This is a genomic window from Brevibacterium sp. CSND-B09, assembly GCF_052906525.1.
Genome location: NZ_JBREGI010000001.1, coordinates 1341826 through 1359714, shown reverse-complemented (window position 1 = coordinate 1359714; position 17889 = coordinate 1341826). Strand labels below are relative to the sequence as shown.

Here is a 17889-nt window from a genome sequence, read left to right as displayed (position 1 = left end):
GATGGCGGGGTGAAGTGCGGGTGAGGTTGAAGCTGAGGGGCTACGGGGCGTCGATGTACGTTGACAGCCAGGCCTCAGACATCTCCTTGAGGTATGCGATAGCTTGTGCGTCGTGCGGCATCGTTGCAAATGCGCGGTCTACGGTAACGGTCACCGTGTCGGCGAAAAAGAGCGTGACTTTCCGTAGCGTCTGAAGCGAACTTGTCGGCGATAGCCGGAGGAAGCACTCCGTCAGAGATTCGGCTGCTTCGCGTGTCGAGGCAGCGTCGAAATCTGGCGAATCCGGTACGGATGCCACAGCGTTGCGGACAACGACGCATCCAGGGTGAGCGATGCGAAAGTCGACCATCGCGTCGATTATCTCGGCGACGGTCTGCTTCCAGTCTGCGCCATTGCGGATCCGTTCGGCTCCCGAGGCGACCAGGGCCACTCTGGAGCCCTCGTAGAATTCGGCGAGAAAGTACAAGATGGACTCTTTGTTGCGGAAGTACGAATAGACGGACGCGACGTTTACTCCCGCGCCCTCGGCCACGGCATTGGTGTTCAATGCGGTGAGGCCGCGTTCCAGGAGGAGGCCTACTGCGGCGGAGACGATGCGATTGAACGTCACCTGCGCGCGCTTCTGCTCGGGTGCTTTCGACAGGTATGTGGTTTGTCCACCGGAGTAATAGTCGACTGCCGTGGGGGCGGCGTCGCGCGGCAGTGCAGACATTCAGCCTCTTCCTCTAGTGGTTGAAAGCAGTTTAACTTCCATGATAGAAGTCATAATTAAGCAATTACTGATGTTTGAGCTTTGGTTGTCCCGCCTTCAACGAAGAGAGTACCGGTATGTCACTGCATTCAGATTCCGTGGGCAGAGAGGGTGAGGTCGTTAGTGACCTCGTGGAGGACCGTTGGCTGAGCAACTATGCTGCCGCAGTCGGAGACGAGAATGACCGTTACTTCGAGAACCGGACTGAGGCTCCTGCGGTGCATCCTACCTATGTTTCCCACCTCGAATGGGACGCAATTGGGGCGCTTCACGAAGTGCTCGATCTCAGTGAAGCCGAGCGAGCCCAAGGAGTGCACAGCTACAATCACACTGATCTGCTGGCTCCATTCACTTCCGGTGACTGCCTCGACAGTCGTGCAGTCCTTGTCGGCGCAGAGCAGCGCAGGTCAGGATTGCGACTGACTATCCGTATAGACACCAATGTAGGCGATACGCAGGTCGCTCGTTCTTACACTCAGACGATTTTCCGTGGTGTCGGTCTCGACGGACCGGACGTGAGGCCGGAGATTCCAGAGTCCACGCTCGACGAAGGGCAGCCGTTCGATCGCACAATCGAGATTCCCTTCAGCAAGCTCGCACCCTATGTGTTCTCGGAATGTGCGCGTGACTACGGGGCGATCCATACCGATCGCAAGGCCGCTGAGGCGGCGGGGATCCCGGGTCTGATCATCCACGGCACGGGGACCTTTGCTGCAGTCCTCTCTGCCATCGTCAATCACGAGGCCGACGGCGACCCGAGCCGAGTTTTCGGATTCAGCGGAAAGCTCTCGGCGATGATTTTCTGCCCCTCGACGACAATATTGCACGTGGCTGATACTTCGGGCGGGATCCGGTTCGAGTTGGTCAATGAGTCCGGTGAGACTGCGATCAGCCGGGGAGAGGTCCGCCTCGGCTGACGGAAGCGAGGACGCACGGGGCCCGTGCCAGCTCTACACGTATGACAACGGCCATAGCTTGGCGGAGAGTAGTCGGCTACGGTTCGAGAAAGAAGACCCTGACACGGAGGACGATGATGACCACATTCGACAACGGACTTGCAGCGATCGACCTGACCGGCCAGGAACGCGAAGCTCTGAAGGAGCTGTCCGAGTTTCCCTTATTTGAAGCAGTGCTCGGACGTCGCTCACGCCGGTTCCCCGTCGGTGGAGAGATCCCGGACGGGGTACTGGCGTTTAAGAGCCGGAAGGAATCCCGCCCGCTGACAGACCTGCAACGTGCTCTGGTGCTGGCCACTGTCACCGGACAGACCGGATGGCATTTCGGCATCAGTCGACACCCCGGGTATGCACCGCAGTTCCCGAACTACAGCGGTTCAGCAATTGGACGGACCTTCCCGTCGGCAGCGGGTTTCCATACGACTCAGTTCTTCTTTACCGACGATTCGGGCACGTACTATCTGCCGACCAGGGACGATGTCCTCGACCATCAGCTCGATATCAACACCTTTGAGTCGGACGACGCGGTAGAGAATGCGCTCAATTCGGTTCTTGCGCGTGCTGTGCGAGTTAGCGACGAACGACTGTATCTGCCACGCGAACAGCCGTATTTCGAGGGACACAACACGTGGATTGGAAACTGGCCAGGTTCACTTCTCGTGATCCCCGTTGCCGATCTCGCGCAGCAGACGCTGCTCAACATCGCCTTCTTCTCACAGAACGGCTACGTCATCTATGACGACATCAACGACCGCGAGATTCCCGGGATGGAGAAGTATCGCCACCGGCTTGCCCACTTCGACGATCCGCAGCCGTTGAGCTTCGTCGAGCAGTACTCGTTGGCTGAAGCCAGCGCGGAACTGATGACCTCCAGCTATGTGGGTCATCTGGCGCTCGGCGCAATCGGCTTGGGCGGATGGAGCTTCGACGGCATCGACCGACTGTCCGTCCTCGGTGCTTCCGACAACCCACAGGTCCCAGGCTTGGGCTTCAGGTACGACACCGATGATCGATGGGCCATGCCCAACCCGACAGGTCGCGACGGAATCTTCGAGTCCTTCACCAGGCCGCACTTCGGGTCCATGCGGAAAGTCGTCGAAGCACTTGCCGAACGGAAGTTCGGTCCGGGAGGTCCCTTCAATCCGGGAACCCCCGGCCCATGGAAGCATTCCGAGACGGTCCGAAGCGCGGCGGCGCCCTTCGACGACGAGTTCATGGAACTCCTCACTGCACAGGCCGAATACATTGACGAGACATTCGGCAAGTTCCCGGGCACCGTTCCCTCGGTGTGGATCATGAACTATCTCCAGGCCCAGCATCTTGACACCGACTTCTACGACGAGAAGTTCAGTCCTGGCGCGTACCTGAGCACTCATGCCAGAGAACAGGAACGCTGGAACAGCTGAAGAACCAAAATCCTCGCCGAGGCGGCCCGACCCCGTACCTCCACGAACAGTGGAGTACGGGGTCGGGTTCGTTCAGCTCGGTATCGAGTGCAGGCTCAGTCGCCGGCCCCTTCCGCAAACCGCGCAAAGTACTCCAGCGCCTCAAGCGAGTCCACAGCATCCGGATTTGCCACCTTCTCCACCGAATGCCCCTGGATCAGCCGCTTCACCGGGACCTCGAGCTTCTTACCGGTCTTGGTGTGCGGAATGGCCGGGACCGCGATGATGTCATCGGGCACGTGCCTGGGCGACGCTTTGGACCGCAGCTCCCCAGCAATCCGCTTCCGCAACCCGGAATCCAACGAAACCCCGTCAGCCAACACAACAAACAACGGCATCCAGTACCCGCCATCGGGCTGCTCGGCACCGATGACCAGGGATTCGGCCACCTCGGGGATACCGTCGACGACGTCGTAGATGTCCGCGCTGCCCAGGCGCACCCCCTGCCGGTTGAGGGTGGCATCCGAGCGGCCGGAGATGATGACGCTGCCGTGGTCGGTGATGGTGATCCAGTCGCCGTGGCGCCAGACTCCGGGGAACATCGAGAAGTACGTGTCGCGGTAGCGCTCATCGTCGGGATCGTTCCAGAACTTCACCGGCATCGACGGCATCGGTTCGGTGATGACCATCTCCCCGACCTCGCCAACCAAAGGCTGACCAGCATCGTCCCAGGACTCCAACGCCACGCCGAGCACCGGCCGCGACAGCTCCCCGGCCCAGATCGGACAGTTCGGAGCGGATCCGGCGAAGCCGCTGACGACGTCCGTGCCGCCGCTCGTCGAGGCCAGCTGCACGCGCTCGCCGACGGCATCGCGCACCCACGGGAAGCAGTGGGCGGGCACCGGGGCGCCGGTGGCACCGATCGTCCGCAGTGCGGAGAGGTCGAACTCCTTGCCGGGTTCGATCCCTGCCTTCATCCCGGCGAGGAAGATCCCGGGACTGACCCCGAGAACATTGGCCATCGCGTCCGCGGCGATCTCCCACAGTCGACTGGGCCCCGGATAGAGGGGACTGCCGTCGAAACACACCGTAGTGGCACCGCCCACCAGCGCCGAGGCGACGAGATTCCACATCATCCAGTTCGTATTCGTGTACCAGAAGAACCGGTCACCCGGCCGGATGTCGAGGTGGAGACCCAGCAGGCGCAGGTGATCGATGACGACCCCGCCGTGGCTGTGCACGATCCCCTTGGGAATCCCCGTCGTGCCCGAGGAGTACAGCACCCACAGCGGGGTATCGAAATCGACGCGCGTGAACTCGGGTTCGGCATCCCCGGAGGCGATATCGTCCCAGGCGGTAAGGTTCGTGATCTGACCGTGTTCATCGATGAATTCCTCGCCGAGGTTGCCCACCCCGACCACGGCACTCAGGCTCGGCATCTGGTTGGCCAAGTCCGCGACCTGGTCGCGGCGGTCGAATGCCTGACCGTTCCACAGGTAGCCGTCGGCGGCGAAGAGTACCTTCGGTTCGAGCTGGCCGAGTTTCGTTGCGGCGCCTTCGGCGGCATAGTCCTGGGCGCAGGCAGACCAGATGGCGCCGACCGAAGCGGTCGCGAGGAATGCAATGAGCGTGTGGTGGGTGTTCGGCAGGTAGCCGACGATGCGGTCGCCTTCGCCGACTCCTTGGTCGCGCAGCCAGGCGGCGACGGATCCGACTTGGCGGCGCAGTTCGCGCCAGGTGGTCTCAGTGTGCTCGCCGGATTCTCTGATGGTGATGATGGCTGGTTCGTCGGCGAGCTTGTCGTCGAGACCAGCTCGCAGGGCGTGTTCGGCGTAATTCAGCCGAGTGCCGGGAAACCATGTGGCACCCGGCATAGACCGATCGGCGAGGACTTCGTTATAGGGCTCATCGGCGATGACGTCGAAGTAGTCCCAGACCGCGCCCCAGAATCCGTCGAGGTCGGTCACCGACCATTTCCACAGATCGTCATACCCTGCCATGGATTTGCCCGTGCTCTGGTTCGCGAAGTCGGTGAAGTCGGCGATCTGTGGTCGCGGGGTCTGGTCAGGGTCGGGAAGCCAGATCGGTTCAGCGGTCAATTCTTCTCCTCAGCACAGCGGTGGGCGGCAACGGACGGGTGCTTCATCAGCAGGAACGACTCGGACTCGTCCTGCGGGTGAGACGTTGAGTCCACCTTACGCCGCTGCCACTGCGGTCAGGATGGGCGCGATCTTCTGGCAGATGTCGTGCAATGGACTGCACCATACGATCTGTACTCCAAATGCAGGACTGTCTTGTTGCTGAAAACTATCTCAGTTCTGTGCGGTGTGTCAGAGTAACTGCTTGAGTGAGTGCAGGTCATCATGCCCTGAACAATTCTTTTGCGATCCCGTTCTTCTGGATCTCGTCGGAGCCGGTGAGCATCCGGAACATCCGCAGACGCCGCCAGATCCCCTCGATCTCGGATCCGTGGACCATGCCGGCCTTGCCCTGCAGCTGCATCGCGGAATCGACGATGGAGAAAGCCTTCTGAGCGACGAAGAGTTTGCACATGAACGCTTCGGGCATGATCGCCTCACCCCGATCGAGGGCGGCCAGGGCGTCGAAGGTCATCGACCGGGCCGCGTAGTAGTCGGTGGCCATCTCGGCCAGAGTGTGCTTGACGGACTGCAGCTGGGCCATCGACCCCGCCGCGACCTGACGATTGCGGACGAAATCCACGGTCAGCGTCAGTGCCCTTCGCACCTGTCCCAGAACAGTCGGGCAGTGCAGCAATCGATTCGTGGTCACCCGGCCGAGTCCGATCTTCAGTCCCTGTCCGACCTCGCCGAGGAGCTGATCGGGTTCGACGCGCACATCGTCGAGGATGATGTCGGACTCGATGTGCTGGCCGGACAGCGGGACCTCACCCTCGACGACCCGGACGCCGGGAGAGTCGAGATCGACGAGGAAGGCCGAGTATGCCTCCTCTTCGCCGGCCATACGGGCGATGAGGATCGAGAAGTCGGCGAAGGGGCCCGCCGAGGAGAACACCTTGTGCCCCGAGATCCTCCAGCCTTCGCCTTCGGGAGTGGCCACGGTGTGCATGGCACGCACATTCGATCCGGCATCGGTCTCCGTCAGGGAGAAGCAGCAGGCGCGCTCGCCGTGTATGACGGGCAGCAGATATCGTTCAATCTGGGTCGGGGTGGCGAAGTGGAAGATGGAGCCCACACGCAGAGGCCCTCCCATATCCCCAAGCACGCTCTGGGCCAGCACCCGCCCCGAGGCGGAGACCTCTTCCTTGAGAATGGCCAGGTCCGTGTGGTTCAGTCCCCTGCCGCCGAGTTCCGGAGGCAGGTGGATTCCGTAGAAGCCGAGCTCATAGGAGCGCTTCCACACCTTCTGCAGAGTCTCGCGGTCGAAGCGCGACTCCGGATGCAGCTCGCGCTTCTGTTCGTATTCGGCGAGCTCTCCGTCGAGATAGGTGCGCAGACTCGCGATGGTCTCGGCGAGGGGGTGGTCGGAATAGTCGGGGTTGAGGGTGAAGGACATGTCTGTCTCCAATCGGCAGATGGTGGTTGCGGCGGACCGAGAACGGCGGGCCTGGTCGCTCAGTTGACGCTGCGTTCGGCACCGGCCCAGTAGCCGGAGCGGATCTGTCGACGATCGATCTTGCCGTTGCGGTTGACGGGCAGTTCGGTGACGAAGTCGATGCGCCGTGGCTTCTTGAAGCGGTCGAGGCGCTCGCCGCAGAAGTCGATGATCGACTCCGCGCTCGGCTGCGAGCCGCTGCGTGCGACGACAACGGCGGTCACTGACTCGCCCCATCGGTCGTCGGGGGCGCCGACGACGCAGACCTCACTGACATCGGGGTGTTCATAGACTGCGGCCTCGACCTCGGTGGAATAGATGTTGAATCCGCCCGAGATGATCATGTCCTTCTTCCGGTCGACGATGAAGACGTAGCCGTCGGGTCGGATGTAGGCGATGTCGCCGGTGAGCACCCATCCGTCGCGGAATGTCTCCGCGCTCAGCTCTGGAGCGCCCCAGTATTCGCTCACGCAGTCGGGGCCGCGCACCGCCAGCTCGCCGAGCTCCCCGGCAGGCACGCGCCTGCCGTCGTCGTCGAGGACTGCGACCTCCGAGTCGAAGACGGCGCGTCCGCAGGAGAGCAGGAGCTGTGGATCGGATTCGATGCCGCGGACGATGTCCTCCTTGGTCAGCGCCGTGACCCCACTGGTCGTCTCTGCCTGTCCGTACCCCTGTTCGATAATCGGTCCGAATGCCTCTACGGCCTCCTTCAGCCTCTTCGGGCTCACCGGGGCACCGCCGACGGTCAGCGATTGCAGTGTCGCGACATCTTCGGGCTCGATGCCGTGGTCGAGGAGCATGTGGAGCATGGTCGGGACGACGAAGGACGAGGTCACCCGCTCGTCACGGACCAGGCGCAGGAACTCGCCGGCGTCCCAGGAAGCTAGGACGACGATCGTCGAACCGCGGCTGAGGGCGGCCAGGACTCCCATGCCCGAGGCGTGGGTGATCGGCCCGGCGACGAGGTATCTGGTTTCCTGGCCCGTCGACTTCGACGGGTCCATGAGGCGTTTGCGCATATTCGCCAGACGGTTGCCGACCGTCTGCACCGCGGCCTTGAGCTTGCCGGTCGAGCCCGAGGTGAAGTTGAGCACGCAGGGATCGGACTCCTCAGCGTCAAACATCACCTCGGAGGGCTCTGCTCCTGCACCCTCAGAGAGGAAGGAGGCATAGCCGCGGTCGCCGTCGTCTCCGAGGACAACGAGGCGCACGTTCGCCTCTGCTGCCGCGACAGCCGCTTCAGCCGAGGCTAAGTGGGTCCGGTCGACGAAGAGGACTGCCACTCCGGCGTCGCCGAGGATGTGGGCGGTCTCGGCAACCCCGAGGCGGGCATTGATGGGCACTCGCAGGGCCGAGAGCTTGTAGAGGGCCGCTTCGATGACGACGAGTTCTCCGGTGTTCCCAGCGAAAGTCGCTACCGGCGTGCCCCGGTTGACGCCGTGGGCGGCGAGAGCGCCGGCCAGCGCTGTCGACTGGGCGTCGAGCTCGACGAAGCTCAGGCGCAGACTGCCGGCGACCACCGCCTCGGTGTCGGGCCAGTGCTGGGCGGCGCGGGTGATGTAGTAACCAAGGTTGAGCATCCGAGATCTCCTCACGACAATGTGACTAGAATTAGACACAGTGTACAACTTTGGGCACCGGAGTCCAGAAATGACAATGTGTCGGTACGGTTGTGGCTGAGGTGTCGCCAGTCGGCGGTGCTGGTGCGGAAGGAGTGGAGATGGCTGAGAGCCGTCGGGCGCGCAGGACTCAGCGCGCGCTGAAGTCGTCGCTGGTCGAGCTCGTCCTCGAGCGCGGCTACGATGCCGTGACCATCGAGGACATCGCTGCGGAGGCCGATATCTCGCGCGCGACCTTCTATGCCTACTATCGCGACAAACCTGCGCTGTTCACTCAGATCGTCCTCGACCTCCAGAGTGAATTGGCTGCGCGGCTCGAACAGCTGCGGCTGCGCGAGAACTCCTACTTCTCCGGCGAAGCGCTGCGAATCCTCTTCGAGCATGCGGAGGAGGAGCGGGACGCCTACCGCGTGATCCTGCGTGGCGAGGGTGATGGCACGGCGCTGCGGATCTTCGTCGACACCCGCACCGAAGCGGCCAAGGAGATCTTCCTCAAGCGCGCCGAAGTGACCGGCGCGCAGTTCCGGGTAGATCCGGAGATCCTCACCCGCGCCTGGGTGGGCGAGCAGGTCACGGTGCTGCTGTGGTGGCTCGAGCCCGAGGAGCGGCCGATCCCGGCGGCCGAGGTCGCGCAGGTGCTCACTGAGCTCTCCGTGCATGGTCGCATGTGGGCCAGCGGCTTCGACGAGATCCCCGAAGGGACGTTCTGAGCGCAGCCGCTCACTTCTGGGACTCTGTCGCGCGTCTTGACCGCCCGCGGTGAGGGCCCGGCGTCGGCGTGCCGCCACGGCATGTTCGCCCGACTACTTTGCACTCCGAATAAATCTTGACAGTGTGTCTAAAAGCGGACAATATGTAATTCAGGCCATGTCCTCGACCGCACTGTCCGGTGCCGAGGCGAACTAGGCAGTCGCACACGACACGAGGAGGTGTTGTCTTCATGGCCCTGTCCATCACGTCGACTCGGGGCGCAAGTCCCAATGCCCGACGCCGGAGACCGACCGAGCACCCATGGACCCGATTCCTCATCCGCCGTGGCGGGGGAGTGCTGCTGTCCTTCGGCCTGCTCATCGTCATCACGTTCTTCATCGTGCCGCTGCTGCCCGGCGACCCCGCGGTCGTCGCGGCAGGGGAGGGCGCGACTGCCGAGCAGATCGAGGCCACCCGGACCGCGCTCGGGCTCGAGGCGCCGCTGGGCGTGCAGTTCGTCCACTACGTCGGCGGCATCTTCACCGGTGATATGGGAGCGTCGTTCGCCACCGGTCTGCCGGTGTGGTCGGTCGTGCTTGCTCGACTGCCCTTCACCGCCGAGATCGCGATCATGGCCATCGTGCTCACCCTGATGCTCGGGGTGCCCGCCGGGACCGCGGCGGCTCTGCTCACCCGAGGTGGCCGCCGTCCCGGTCTCGACCATGCGTTCAACGCCGCGACGAGCTTCGTCTTCGCCGTGCCGAACTATGTTCTCGCTACGCTCATCGTCTACATCTTCGCGGTGCTTCTCGGATGGTTTCCCGCTTCGGGTGCGGCGACCCTGTCATCGCTCGTACTTCCGACGGCCGCGATCATGATCGGCCCTGCCTGCGCGCTCGCTCGCATCGTGCGGCGCGAGGCGGCAACGATCCTCGAACAGGACTATGTGCGCACCGCCCGCGGCTGGCGTCTGAGCACCTGGAAGATCACCACTCGCTATGTGCTGCCCAACCTGCTCACCACCACCCTGACCCTCTCAGGGCTGATCCTGGCAGGCATGCTCGGCGGAGCCGTCGTCATCGAGACAGTATTCGGCTGGCCCGGACTCGGCACCGGAATCGTCACGGCGATCACCGAACGCGACTATCCCGTCATTCGCGGCACCATCCTGCTGCTCGGGATCATCGCTACCCTCCTCATCCTCGTCGTCGACATCGTGCTGGCCCTCGTCGACCCTCGAACCCTGGAAGCCGGTGATTGATCCATGTCTACTGCCTCACGCCCGACTGTCTGGCGGCCGGCCTTCACATTCGGTGTCGTCCTCATGGTCGCACTGGTCCTCATCGCCGTTGTCGCCCCGATCTTCGTCACTGGTTCGGCGACAGCCATCACCAATGACACAGCTCTGCCGCCGGGCAGAGGCCACCCGCTGGGGACGAACGACTTCGGGCAGGACAATCTCGCTCGAGTCCTCGTCGCCACCCGCCTGACGCTCATCATGACCGTCTGTGCCGCAGCGATCTCCGTCGTCGGCGGTCTCGTCGTGGGAGTGGCGATCTGGCTGGCGCCTCGTGTCGTGCGTGAATGGTGCCTGCGACTGCTCGAGACCGCCGTCGCGTACCCGACGCTGATCACCGCCCTCATCATCGCTGCGATCCTCCTGCCCGGTGCGACCACGGCGGTCTTCGCCCTGGGCATCGCGGGGATCCCCGGATTCGCCCGCGTAACGGCCAACCTCGCCGGACGCACGGCCCGCAGCGAATACTTCCTCACCTCGCGCTTCCTCGGCGTCGGCTCCTACCATCTGGCTGTTCGGCACATGATCCCGGCGATGGCCGAACCGCTGCTGGTGCTGGCGACGACGATCTTCTCTGCCACTCTGGTCGAGATCTCCGCCCTGTCCTTCGTCGGGCTCGGCGTCCAGCAGCCCCAATACGATCTGGGTTCGCTGCTCAACGACAGCCTCGAGTCCCTCTACACGCAGCCGATTGAGGCGCTGGGGCCCGCTGTGATGATCGTGCTCGCCTCCGTGGCGGCCATGCTCATCGGCGACGGCCTGGCCGCTCACGCCGACCCTCGCACCGCCCGGACCTGGTCCCCGCGCACCCCCGAGGCGAACGCCACAGCCTCGCCCGCGGCAGACGACGAGGCCCTGGTGCGGGTGCGCGAACTCGCAATCCGCGGCGGTCAGCAACGTCGCGCCCTCGTCAAGGGGATCGACCTGCATGTGGCCCCCGGCGAGATTGTCGGCCTCGTGGGCGAATCCGGGTCCGGGAAGTCGCTCACCGCGATGTCCGTGGCCGGGCTCCTCGCCGATGACCTCGCGCTCGAGGCCGAAGAGCTGCGGGTGGGAGACATGAACATGAAGGGCACACCGGCAGCGGCGCAGCTGGCCCAGGAGATCGCATTGATCTACCAGGACCCCGGCACCACCTTCAACCCCTCGCGCACGATGGGTCCGCAGCTGACCGAGGTTCTGCGCACCCATTCGGGATACTCCCGCAAGGAAGCGCAGCAGGCCATCATCGAGGCCCTTGCAACCGTCGGTATTGATCAGCCCGAACTGCGGATGAAGCAGTACCCGCATCAGCTGTCCGGCGGAATGCGGCAGCGAGCGATGATTGCCGCCGCGGTGGTCAACCGGCCACAGCTGCTCATCGCCGATGAGCCGACGACGGCCCTCGACGTCACGGTGCAGGTCGAGGTGCTGCGCATCTTCCACCAGCTGCGTCGGCGACTCGGCACAGCCGTGCTCTTCATCTCCCACGACCTCGGCGTCGTCGGAGAACTCTGCGACCGCGTGCTGGTCATGCGTGATGGCGCGGTCGTCGAGGAGCTCACCGCCGCCCAGCTCGCCGCCGGTGAGGTCTCCGACCCCTACACCGCAGCTCTGCTCGATGCGGTGCCCCAGATCGATATGAGCCGAGGACTGCCGGAAGGGAGCAGGCCATGAGCGTGACTGTGAAAGACGAGGCCCGGCCGGTGCGGGCCGAGGACGATGTGATCGTGCGTGCGAGGGAGCTCAACCTCTCCTTCGGCTATCACCATGTGCTCAAGGACATCGACCTCGACATCCCGCGCGGACGCGTCGTCGGCCTGGTCGGAGAGTCGGGTTCGGGAAAGTCGACGCTGGCCAAAGCGATCGTGGGGATCAACCGGATCTCCACCGGCAGCCTCACCGTCGCCGGCGCCGAGCTGGCCCGGGCGAAGCGGCGTGCCCGGCATGCGCTCTACCGCAGGATCCAGTACATCCCACAGGACCCGTATTCCTCGCTGGATCCGCGTCGGACCATCGCCCAGACCCTGGCCGAGGCCTTCGACCCGAAGTCTGCCAGTCCCCGGTCCCACGCCGAGGAGATCGCCGCGGTCCTCGAAAGCGTCCAGCTGCCGGCATCGGTCGCCTACCGCTACCCGCACGAGTTCTCCGGCGGGCAGCGACAGCGCATCGCCATAGCCCGGGCGCTGGCCGTCGGAGCCGAACTCTTCGTCGCCGACGAGATCACCTCGGCCCTCGACGTGTCCGTGCAGGCCGAGATCATCCGGCTCCTGGCCCGATTGCGCGAAGGAGCCACCGAGCACTCGATGATCTTCATCACCCACAACCTCGCGGTGGCACAGGCAGTCTGCGACGACATCGTCGTCATGAGAGCCGGTCGCATCGTCGAAGTCGGTGAGCTCGACCGCGTGTTCGCCGCCCCTCAAGCCGATTACACGCGAACGCTGCTCGACTCCGTTCCGGGCGGAAAGGGGTTCAAGCTCTCATGAATGAGACCCAGCCAGACCGACGCACAGCGGCGGAGGCAGCCGCGCAGGCAGGGTTCTCCGACCCTGTCGCCATCCGCGCCCATATGACCAACGACGAAGATCGCATGCCGGTGCGCACAGTGCGCGCCCACTGTCGACAGGCAGCGGATACGGCACGGCAGACCCGGCAACCGGCTGCGACCGAGTCGGCCCTCAGCCGGGCGGGTGACCTCGAGGTCCCGACGAGTCTGGCGGACGGCCTCGGCGAGGTCATGGTGCCGGGCAGCGACGGCACCGAGGTGAGCCTGCGCCGGTTCTGTGACAGTGCGGACACGACCGGTCTGCTCGTGTTCCATTGCGGCCGGCTCGTCCACAGCGACTGGCGCCACGGATTCGGACCCGAGGACAGGCATGTCACTGCCTCGATCTCGAAATCGGTGTTCGCGCTGGTCCTGGCCTCGCTGATGCGCAGCGGGGAGATCGATCCCAGCCGAACCATCGGCGACTACGTGCCGGAGCTGGAGGGCACCGGATTCGGCCTCGCCGGCGTCGACGACGCCTTCCATATGCTCACCGCCGTGCGCTACGGACAGCGGCTCTTCGACAAGGAGACCGAGGCGCGTGCCTTCTTCGCCGCCGTCGGCATGGTGCCGGCGCCGGCAGACTACACCGGACCCCGGACACTGCTTGAGAGGTTGGCGACATCGCGAGAGGACGGCTCCAGCGGGCAGTCCTTCAGATACGAGAACGGGAACACAGAAGCACTCGGCGAAGTCGTCCGCCGGACGACCGGAGCCACCGTGTCTATTCTGCTCGAAGAACTGGTCTACTCGCGCATCGGGGCGAGCAGCGACGCTCATTTCGGACTTGACCCCACTGGTCGGGAACTCGTCTCCGGCCGCTTCGCCTGCACTCTGGCCGATCTCGCCCGCTTCGGGCAGCTCATGGCCGACGGAGGTGCGGTCGGCCAGGACCAGGTGCTGCCGGCGGACCTGGTCGCAGACTTCTGGACGGTGCCCGAAGGCCCCGCATCCGACGTCGTGGGCACAGGCGACGAAAGGATCGACCGACCTGTGCTGGCCTATCGGCGCGGTTGGTGGCTGCCCCAGGACGGCGAAGGGGCACTGGTCGCCCGCGGCCGTTCCGGGCAGAGGCTCTACATCAACCCCGCCCGGCAGACGGTGATCGCGCACTTCGGCGCTCACCCCGTCGACGAGTCCGTCAGCGTCCCCCGGTTCGAGCCCGTCTTCGCCCGCCTCAGCCGCGAACTCACAGCACGTGAGACTGCGCTGACACCGCACTGACCCCATCCACCCACCACCACGAGGAGACAGAATGTCCATCACACGACGCCGGTCGATGGCGACCGGACTCGTTCCCGCCGTCGCCGGTCTCGCCGCCCTGACGCTGGGGCTCAGCGCCTGCACGACCGGAGCCACCGGGAGTGGCGGCGAGGGAACCACCGACACCATCCGATCGACGATGATCGCCGACCCCAACAGTTTCTACCCGTACACGGCTTCGGGGGTGCCGGGAACCCAGTCCAGCAGCCTGCTCTATGCCTCGCTCGTGGCACTCGACTCCGATGCGGAAGACGGCGTCAGCGGGGATCTTGCGACGGACTGGGACGTCACGCCGACGAAGGGGACGTTCACCCTGCGTGAAGACGCTACCTGTGCCGACGGAACGACGATCACCCCGAACATCGTCAAGGACTCCCTCGAGGAATTCGCGAAGACCTCGAAGCAGAAGAGTCAGGTCTTCGGGCCCAACTCTCCGAAGATCACCGCCGACGACGATGCGGGGACCGTGACCATCGAACTCGACAAACCCTGGGCGGACATGCTGCGCGGACTGTCGCAGCCCGAAGCCGGAATCGTCTGCCCGGCGGGACTCGAAGACCCGGAGAAGACCGCCACCGGAGAGGTCGAAGCGGCATTTTCGGGCCCCTATACCTTGGAAGACTTCAAACCGGGCGCCAGCGTGGAGTTCACGCTGCGCGACTCGGGATACACGTTCCCCGAATTCGCCGAACCGCTCAAGGGTGATCCTGCGAAGACCGTGCACTTCACGGTGTCGACCGACTACAACAGCGTCGCCAACAGCATGATCACCGGGGACCTCGACGTCGCCACCATCACCGGTGAGCCGATGGTTCGGTTCAAGGACGAGGAGGACTTCGGCTCTGAGCGCTTCTCGGTGGGCACGATGTTCCTCGTCTTCAACGAACGCGACGGCCGCGTCTTCGCTGACGCGGACAAGCGCCGGGCAGTGGCTCAGGCCATCGACCGCTCGGCCTACGCGAAGGCGGCGACGAACGGGCTCGGTGAGCCGTCGACGAGCTTCGTATCCGAGACGGTTCCCTGCGCGAACACAGACGAGTCCCGCCTCATCGCCAATGATCCGGCGGCAGCGGCCGAGAGCCTCGAGGGTGCGGAGTCGGTGCAGCTGGGCACTCCGGCCGTCGCCAAGGGCGCCGGCAACAAGTATGTCGACCAGGTCGTCAGCGAAGCCGGAGCGAAGAACACACTGCGGTCGGTCGACCCGGCGGGACTGGCCACCGAGCTCGCTTCCAAACCTGAGTCGTGGGATATGGCAATCCTCAACTTCATCAACACCTCGGGCACCCTCTACGACGGCATCTCCCGGTTCACCGGTATGGTGACCGAGGACGGAGGACGCAACTCGACCGGAGACGAGCACAAGGATGTGCAGAAGCTGCTCGCCCAGGCCATGGCGGAAGAGGATGAGAGCAAACGCTGCGAGATCTATGCGAAGCTGCAGGATCGGGTCTTCGAGCAGGCATACGCCGTGCCGTTGAGCGGAATCCCGGCTCAGCTGACGACTGCCCCGGGCTTCGAGCAGCGGATCTATGACGGTCTGCCGGCGACGAAGACGATGCGCATCACGAAATGACGTCGAGGCGGCACCGGGTCTGAGACGGTGATGCCTGAGCGGCCGGCGGAGACAGCTCCGCCGGCCGCTCAGTGCTGCTGGCTTCGCAAGTCCTGCGTCACGGCAGTCCGACGATGCTCACCGAGGTTCGATGATGGGGAAGCCGCGTCGGGCGGTGGTCAGCAGTGCGCGCAGGCGGTCCCACGCAGCGGTGTCGCCCGAGGCGGTGAAGCCCGTGAGGCCGCGCGCGACCAGACGCGAAGCCGACCCGAGTGGGACCTCGATCCTCAGGTCTGCCTCGGCACCGGAAGACGACAGGCTCGATGACTCCGGTAATGCTCCTGCCGCGAGAGGTTCACGGCGGTGATGGAGGACCCCATTGTGGAGTTCGACGTGATGGACGGCCCGGGCTGAGGACTCGGCGTCGAGTTCGACGAGGTCGATGCTCAGCCGCATCGAGGCCGCTGCATGACCGTCGAGGCGCACGGACATCGAGTCGAGCACATCGGCGAGGCCGAGATCCGCAGCGATCCGGTTGTGGGGACGGCCCTGCGACGGTCGGCCATCTGCGTCAGCCCGGGAGCCGCTGCCCGACTGCGCTCCGGCTGGAGAAAGCCATTGCGGTGTCGCTCCGGGCACCGCCTCCGGTTCGCTGCGGAGTTCGGCGGCGGCGCTGAGATACTCATTGCGCCACACGGCGTTCTCACACCCATGGGCCAAGCGCTGGAGCACATCGGCGAGGAGATTGCGGGCTCTGCTGTGGCCGGGGTCGGCGAAGACGCAGGCGTCGAGGACCTCAGAGGCGAACCGCAGATCCTCGGTGCTCGCATCGGGCAGTGTGGCCGTCATCCGCGATACAGCGGAGTCGACCCCGCCGAGCATCGAGATCCAGCGCTCTGCGCTCTCCGACTTCGGCAGCGGCCACAGATGTGAGGGATTGCCGTCGAACCATCCGAGATAGAACTGGCAGATGCCCTTGACGTTGTGGCTGACCGAACCGTAGAAGCCGCGGACGACGGGGGAGGCGGCCAGGGCCTCGGGCAGCTCCAGCCGTTCGGCGATCTCATCGGCGGTGAAGCCGTCGTTCATCAGCCGCACGGTCTGATCGTGCAGGAAGCCATAGACGTCGCGCTGGACGGTGAGGAAGTCGGCGACCCTCTCGCGTCCCCAAGTGGGCCAGTGATGAGTGGCGAAGGCGACGGAGGTCCGCGGCCCGAAGAGCCTCAACGTCTCATCGAGATAGTCGGACCAGAGCTTGGCATCGCGAACTTGGGCACCGCGCAGAGTGATGATGTTATGCAGGGTGTGCACCGCATTCTCCGCAAGGCACAGAGCGCCGAGGCGGGGGAGAAGGAAGTTCATCTCCGCCGGAGCCTCGGTGCCGGGGGTGAGTTGGAAGACGAACTCCAGACCGTCGATCGTCCTGGTCTCACCGGTGGCCGTGATCGTATCGGTGGGGGCAGTCAGCGTCGTGGTTCCCGTCGCCACTCGCTGGCCGAGGCCGCAACCGATGTGGCCGGTCGGGCCCGGCTCGAGTTCGGTGCCGTACATGTAGACCGAGCGTCGGCGCATCGCCGGACCGGCGAGCAGGTTTTCCCGCAGCGCATGGTGGTGGAACCCTTCCGGGGCCAGCACAGGCGCACCGGGGACCGCGTGGGCGAGGAGGACCTCGACTCCGCCGAAGTGATCGACATGCGGATGAGTGAGGATGATTCCGGTGATCGGCCGCCTGCCGCGGTGGGCGAAGTAGAGTTCAAGGGCCGCCTCGGCGGTTTCCGTGCTCGTGAGCGCATCGACGGCGATCACACCGTCGGCTCCCTCGATGAGGGTGAGATTGGCGAGATCGAATCCGCGCACTTGGTAGATGCCTTCGATGACGAGGAAGAGTCCGTGACGGGCGACACGACCCGAATGCTCCCACAGCACAGGATCGGCCTCGGCAGGAGCCGGGTCGGTGAGGAAGTCGTAGGCGCTGAGGTCAGAGACGACACTGCCGTCGTCGGCAGTGATGAGGGGCTGTTCGCGAGTGCCGAGAAAGCCCCGCTCGCTGTCCAGCCTGATCTGTTCCAGTGCTGTGGGCTCGGGGTCGATGAACACCATGGGAAATCCTTCGTACCGGGTTTTCTCTCAGCTTACAAGGAGTCTGGAACTTTACATATCGTATAGATTGGTAGTCGAGAATCCGTTCACTCGGCTGACAGAGATCTTCAGCAAGCTCGCGATGCCCAGCGCCGAGATGAGGCAGACCGAAATAGTGAGGAAGGCGATCGCCCAGG

The 17889-nt window shown here is 64.4% G+C and carries 13 protein-coding genes; 8 read left to right on the top strand and 5 right to left on the bottom strand.

Translation table 11 applies throughout. The features are described 5' to 3' along the window. Positions 1-40: 40 nt before the first annotated feature. Positions 41-712, bottom strand: coding sequence for a TetR/AcrR family transcriptional regulator (locus ACU4IU_RS06285; protein WP_446656197.1), 672 nt, complete (start codon positions 710-712; stop codon positions 41-43). A 170-nt stretch (positions 713-882) separates the two neighbouring features. On the opposite strand from ACU4IU_RS06285, the gene ACU4IU_RS06280 reads away from it, so the two are divergent. Then, the gene (locus ACU4IU_RS06280) at positions 883-1668 is read left to right on the top strand and encodes a MaoC/PaaZ C-terminal domain-containing protein (RefSeq protein WP_446656196.1); all 786 of its coding nucleotides are present in this window, start codon (positions 883-885) and stop codon (positions 1666-1668) included. A 116-nt stretch (positions 1669-1784) separates the two neighbouring features. Continuing rightward, positions 1785-3113, top strand: a complete 1329-nt coding sequence (locus ACU4IU_RS06275; RefSeq protein ID WP_446656195.1) for a hypothetical protein — start codon at positions 1785-1787, stop codon at positions 3111-3113. Between the two features lie 95 nt (positions 3114-3208). Here the strand turns inward: ACU4IU_RS06275 and ACU4IU_RS06270 are convergent, their stop codons facing one another. The 3 genes from ACU4IU_RS06270 to ACU4IU_RS06260 form a co-directional block, all read right to left on the bottom strand. Continuing rightward, positions 3209-5191 (bottom strand): acetoacetate--CoA ligase, encoded by a 1983-nt coding sequence (locus tag ACU4IU_RS06270; protein ID WP_446656194.1) that lies wholly within the window; start codon positions 5189-5191, stop codon positions 3209-3211. 262 nt (positions 5192-5453) lie between these two features. Continuing rightward, entirely contained in the window at positions 5454-6626 is a 1173-nt protein-coding gene (locus ACU4IU_RS06265) for an acyl-CoA dehydrogenase family protein (RefSeq protein WP_446656193.1), read from the bottom strand. A 59-nt stretch (positions 6627-6685) separates the two neighbouring features. Next, positions 6686-8245, bottom strand: coding sequence for an AMP-binding protein (locus ACU4IU_RS06260; RefSeq protein WP_446656192.1), 1560 nt, complete (start codon positions 8243-8245; stop codon positions 6686-6688). A 140-nt stretch (positions 8246-8385) separates the two neighbouring features. Here ACU4IU_RS06260 and ACU4IU_RS06255 point away from each other — a divergent pair, with 140 nt between their 5' ends. The 6 genes from ACU4IU_RS06255 (at position 8386) to ACU4IU_RS06230 (ending at position 15634) form a co-directional block, all read left to right on the top strand. After that, positions 8386-8994 (top strand): TetR/AcrR family transcriptional regulator, encoded by a 609-nt coding sequence (locus ACU4IU_RS06255; RefSeq protein WP_446656191.1) that lies wholly within the window; start codon positions 8386-8388, stop codon positions 8992-8994. Positions 8995-9224: 230 nt separating this feature from the next. Then, positions 9225-10235 (top strand): ABC transporter permease, encoded by a 1011-nt coding sequence (locus ACU4IU_RS06250; RefSeq protein ID WP_420097060.1) that lies wholly within the window; start codon positions 9225-9227, stop codon positions 10233-10235. Positions 10236-10238: 3 nt separating this feature from the next. Continuing rightward, positions 10239-11927 (top strand): ATP-binding cassette domain-containing protein, encoded by a 1689-nt coding sequence (locus tag ACU4IU_RS06245; protein ID WP_446656190.1) that lies wholly within the window; start codon positions 10239-10241, stop codon positions 11925-11927. Then, positions 11924-12739 (top strand): ABC transporter ATP-binding protein, encoded by an 816-nt coding sequence (locus ACU4IU_RS06240; protein ID WP_446656189.1) that lies wholly within the window; start codon positions 11924-11926, stop codon positions 12737-12739. Before ACU4IU_RS06245 ends, ACU4IU_RS06240 begins: the two co-directional genes overlap by 4 nt. Then, complete coding sequence (locus tag ACU4IU_RS06235; protein WP_446656188.1) at positions 12736-14022, top strand: serine hydrolase domain-containing protein; 1287 nt, start codon at positions 12736-12738, stop codon at positions 14020-14022. Before ACU4IU_RS06240 ends, ACU4IU_RS06235 begins: the two co-directional genes overlap by 4 nt. A 31-nt stretch (positions 14023-14053) precedes the next feature. Beyond that, positions 14054-15634, top strand: coding sequence for an ABC transporter substrate-binding protein (locus tag ACU4IU_RS06230; protein WP_446656187.1), 1581 nt, complete (start codon positions 14054-14056; stop codon positions 15632-15634). A 117-nt stretch (positions 15635-15751) separates the two neighbouring features. Here ACU4IU_RS06230 and ACU4IU_RS06225 read toward each other — a convergent pair whose 3' ends face one another. Next, positions 15752-17713: an alkyl/aryl-sulfatase gene (locus ACU4IU_RS06225; protein ID WP_446656186.1), complete on the bottom strand. Its 1962-nt coding sequence runs from the start codon at positions 17711-17713 to the stop codon at positions 15752-15754. Positions 17714-17889 lie beyond the last annotated feature (176 nt).

Coding starts and splice junctions, on each gene's coding strand:
- ACU4IU_RS06255 (WP_446656191.1), top strand. CDS start 8,386: ATGGCTGAGAGCCGTCGGGCGCGCAGGACTCAGCGCGCGCTGAAGTCG.
- ACU4IU_RS06235 (WP_446656188.1), top strand. CDS start 12,736: ATGAATGAGACCCAGCCAGACCGACGCACAGCGGCGGAGGCAGCCGCG.
- ACU4IU_RS06260 (WP_446656192.1), bottom strand. CDS start 8,245: ATGCTCAACCTTGGTTACTACATCACCCGCGCCGCCCAGCACTGGCCC.
- ACU4IU_RS06285 (WP_446656197.1), bottom strand. CDS start 712: ATGTCTGCACTGCCGCGCGACGCCGCCCCCACGGCAGTCGACTATTAC.
- ACU4IU_RS06225 (WP_446656186.1), bottom strand. CDS start 17,713: ATGGTGTTCATCGACCCCGAGCCCACAGCACTGGAACAGATCAGGCTG.
- ACU4IU_RS06275 (WP_446656195.1), top strand. CDS start 1,785: ATGACCACATTCGACAACGGACTTGCAGCGATCGACCTGACCGGCCAG.
- ACU4IU_RS06250 (WP_420097060.1), top strand. CDS start 9,225: ATGGCCCTGTCCATCACGTCGACTCGGGGCGCAAGTCCCAATGCCCGA.
- ACU4IU_RS06240 (WP_446656189.1), top strand. CDS start 11,924: ATGAGCGTGACTGTGAAAGACGAGGCCCGGCCGGTGCGGGCCGAGGAC.
- ACU4IU_RS06230 (WP_446656187.1), top strand. CDS start 14,054: ATGTCCATCACACGACGCCGGTCGATGGCGACCGGACTCGTTCCCGCC.
- ACU4IU_RS06265 (WP_446656193.1), bottom strand. CDS start 6,626: ATGTCCTTCACCCTCAACCCCGACTATTCCGACCACCCCCTCGCCGAG.
- ACU4IU_RS06245 (WP_446656190.1), top strand. CDS start 10,239: ATGTCTACTGCCTCACGCCCGACTGTCTGGCGGCCGGCCTTCACATTC.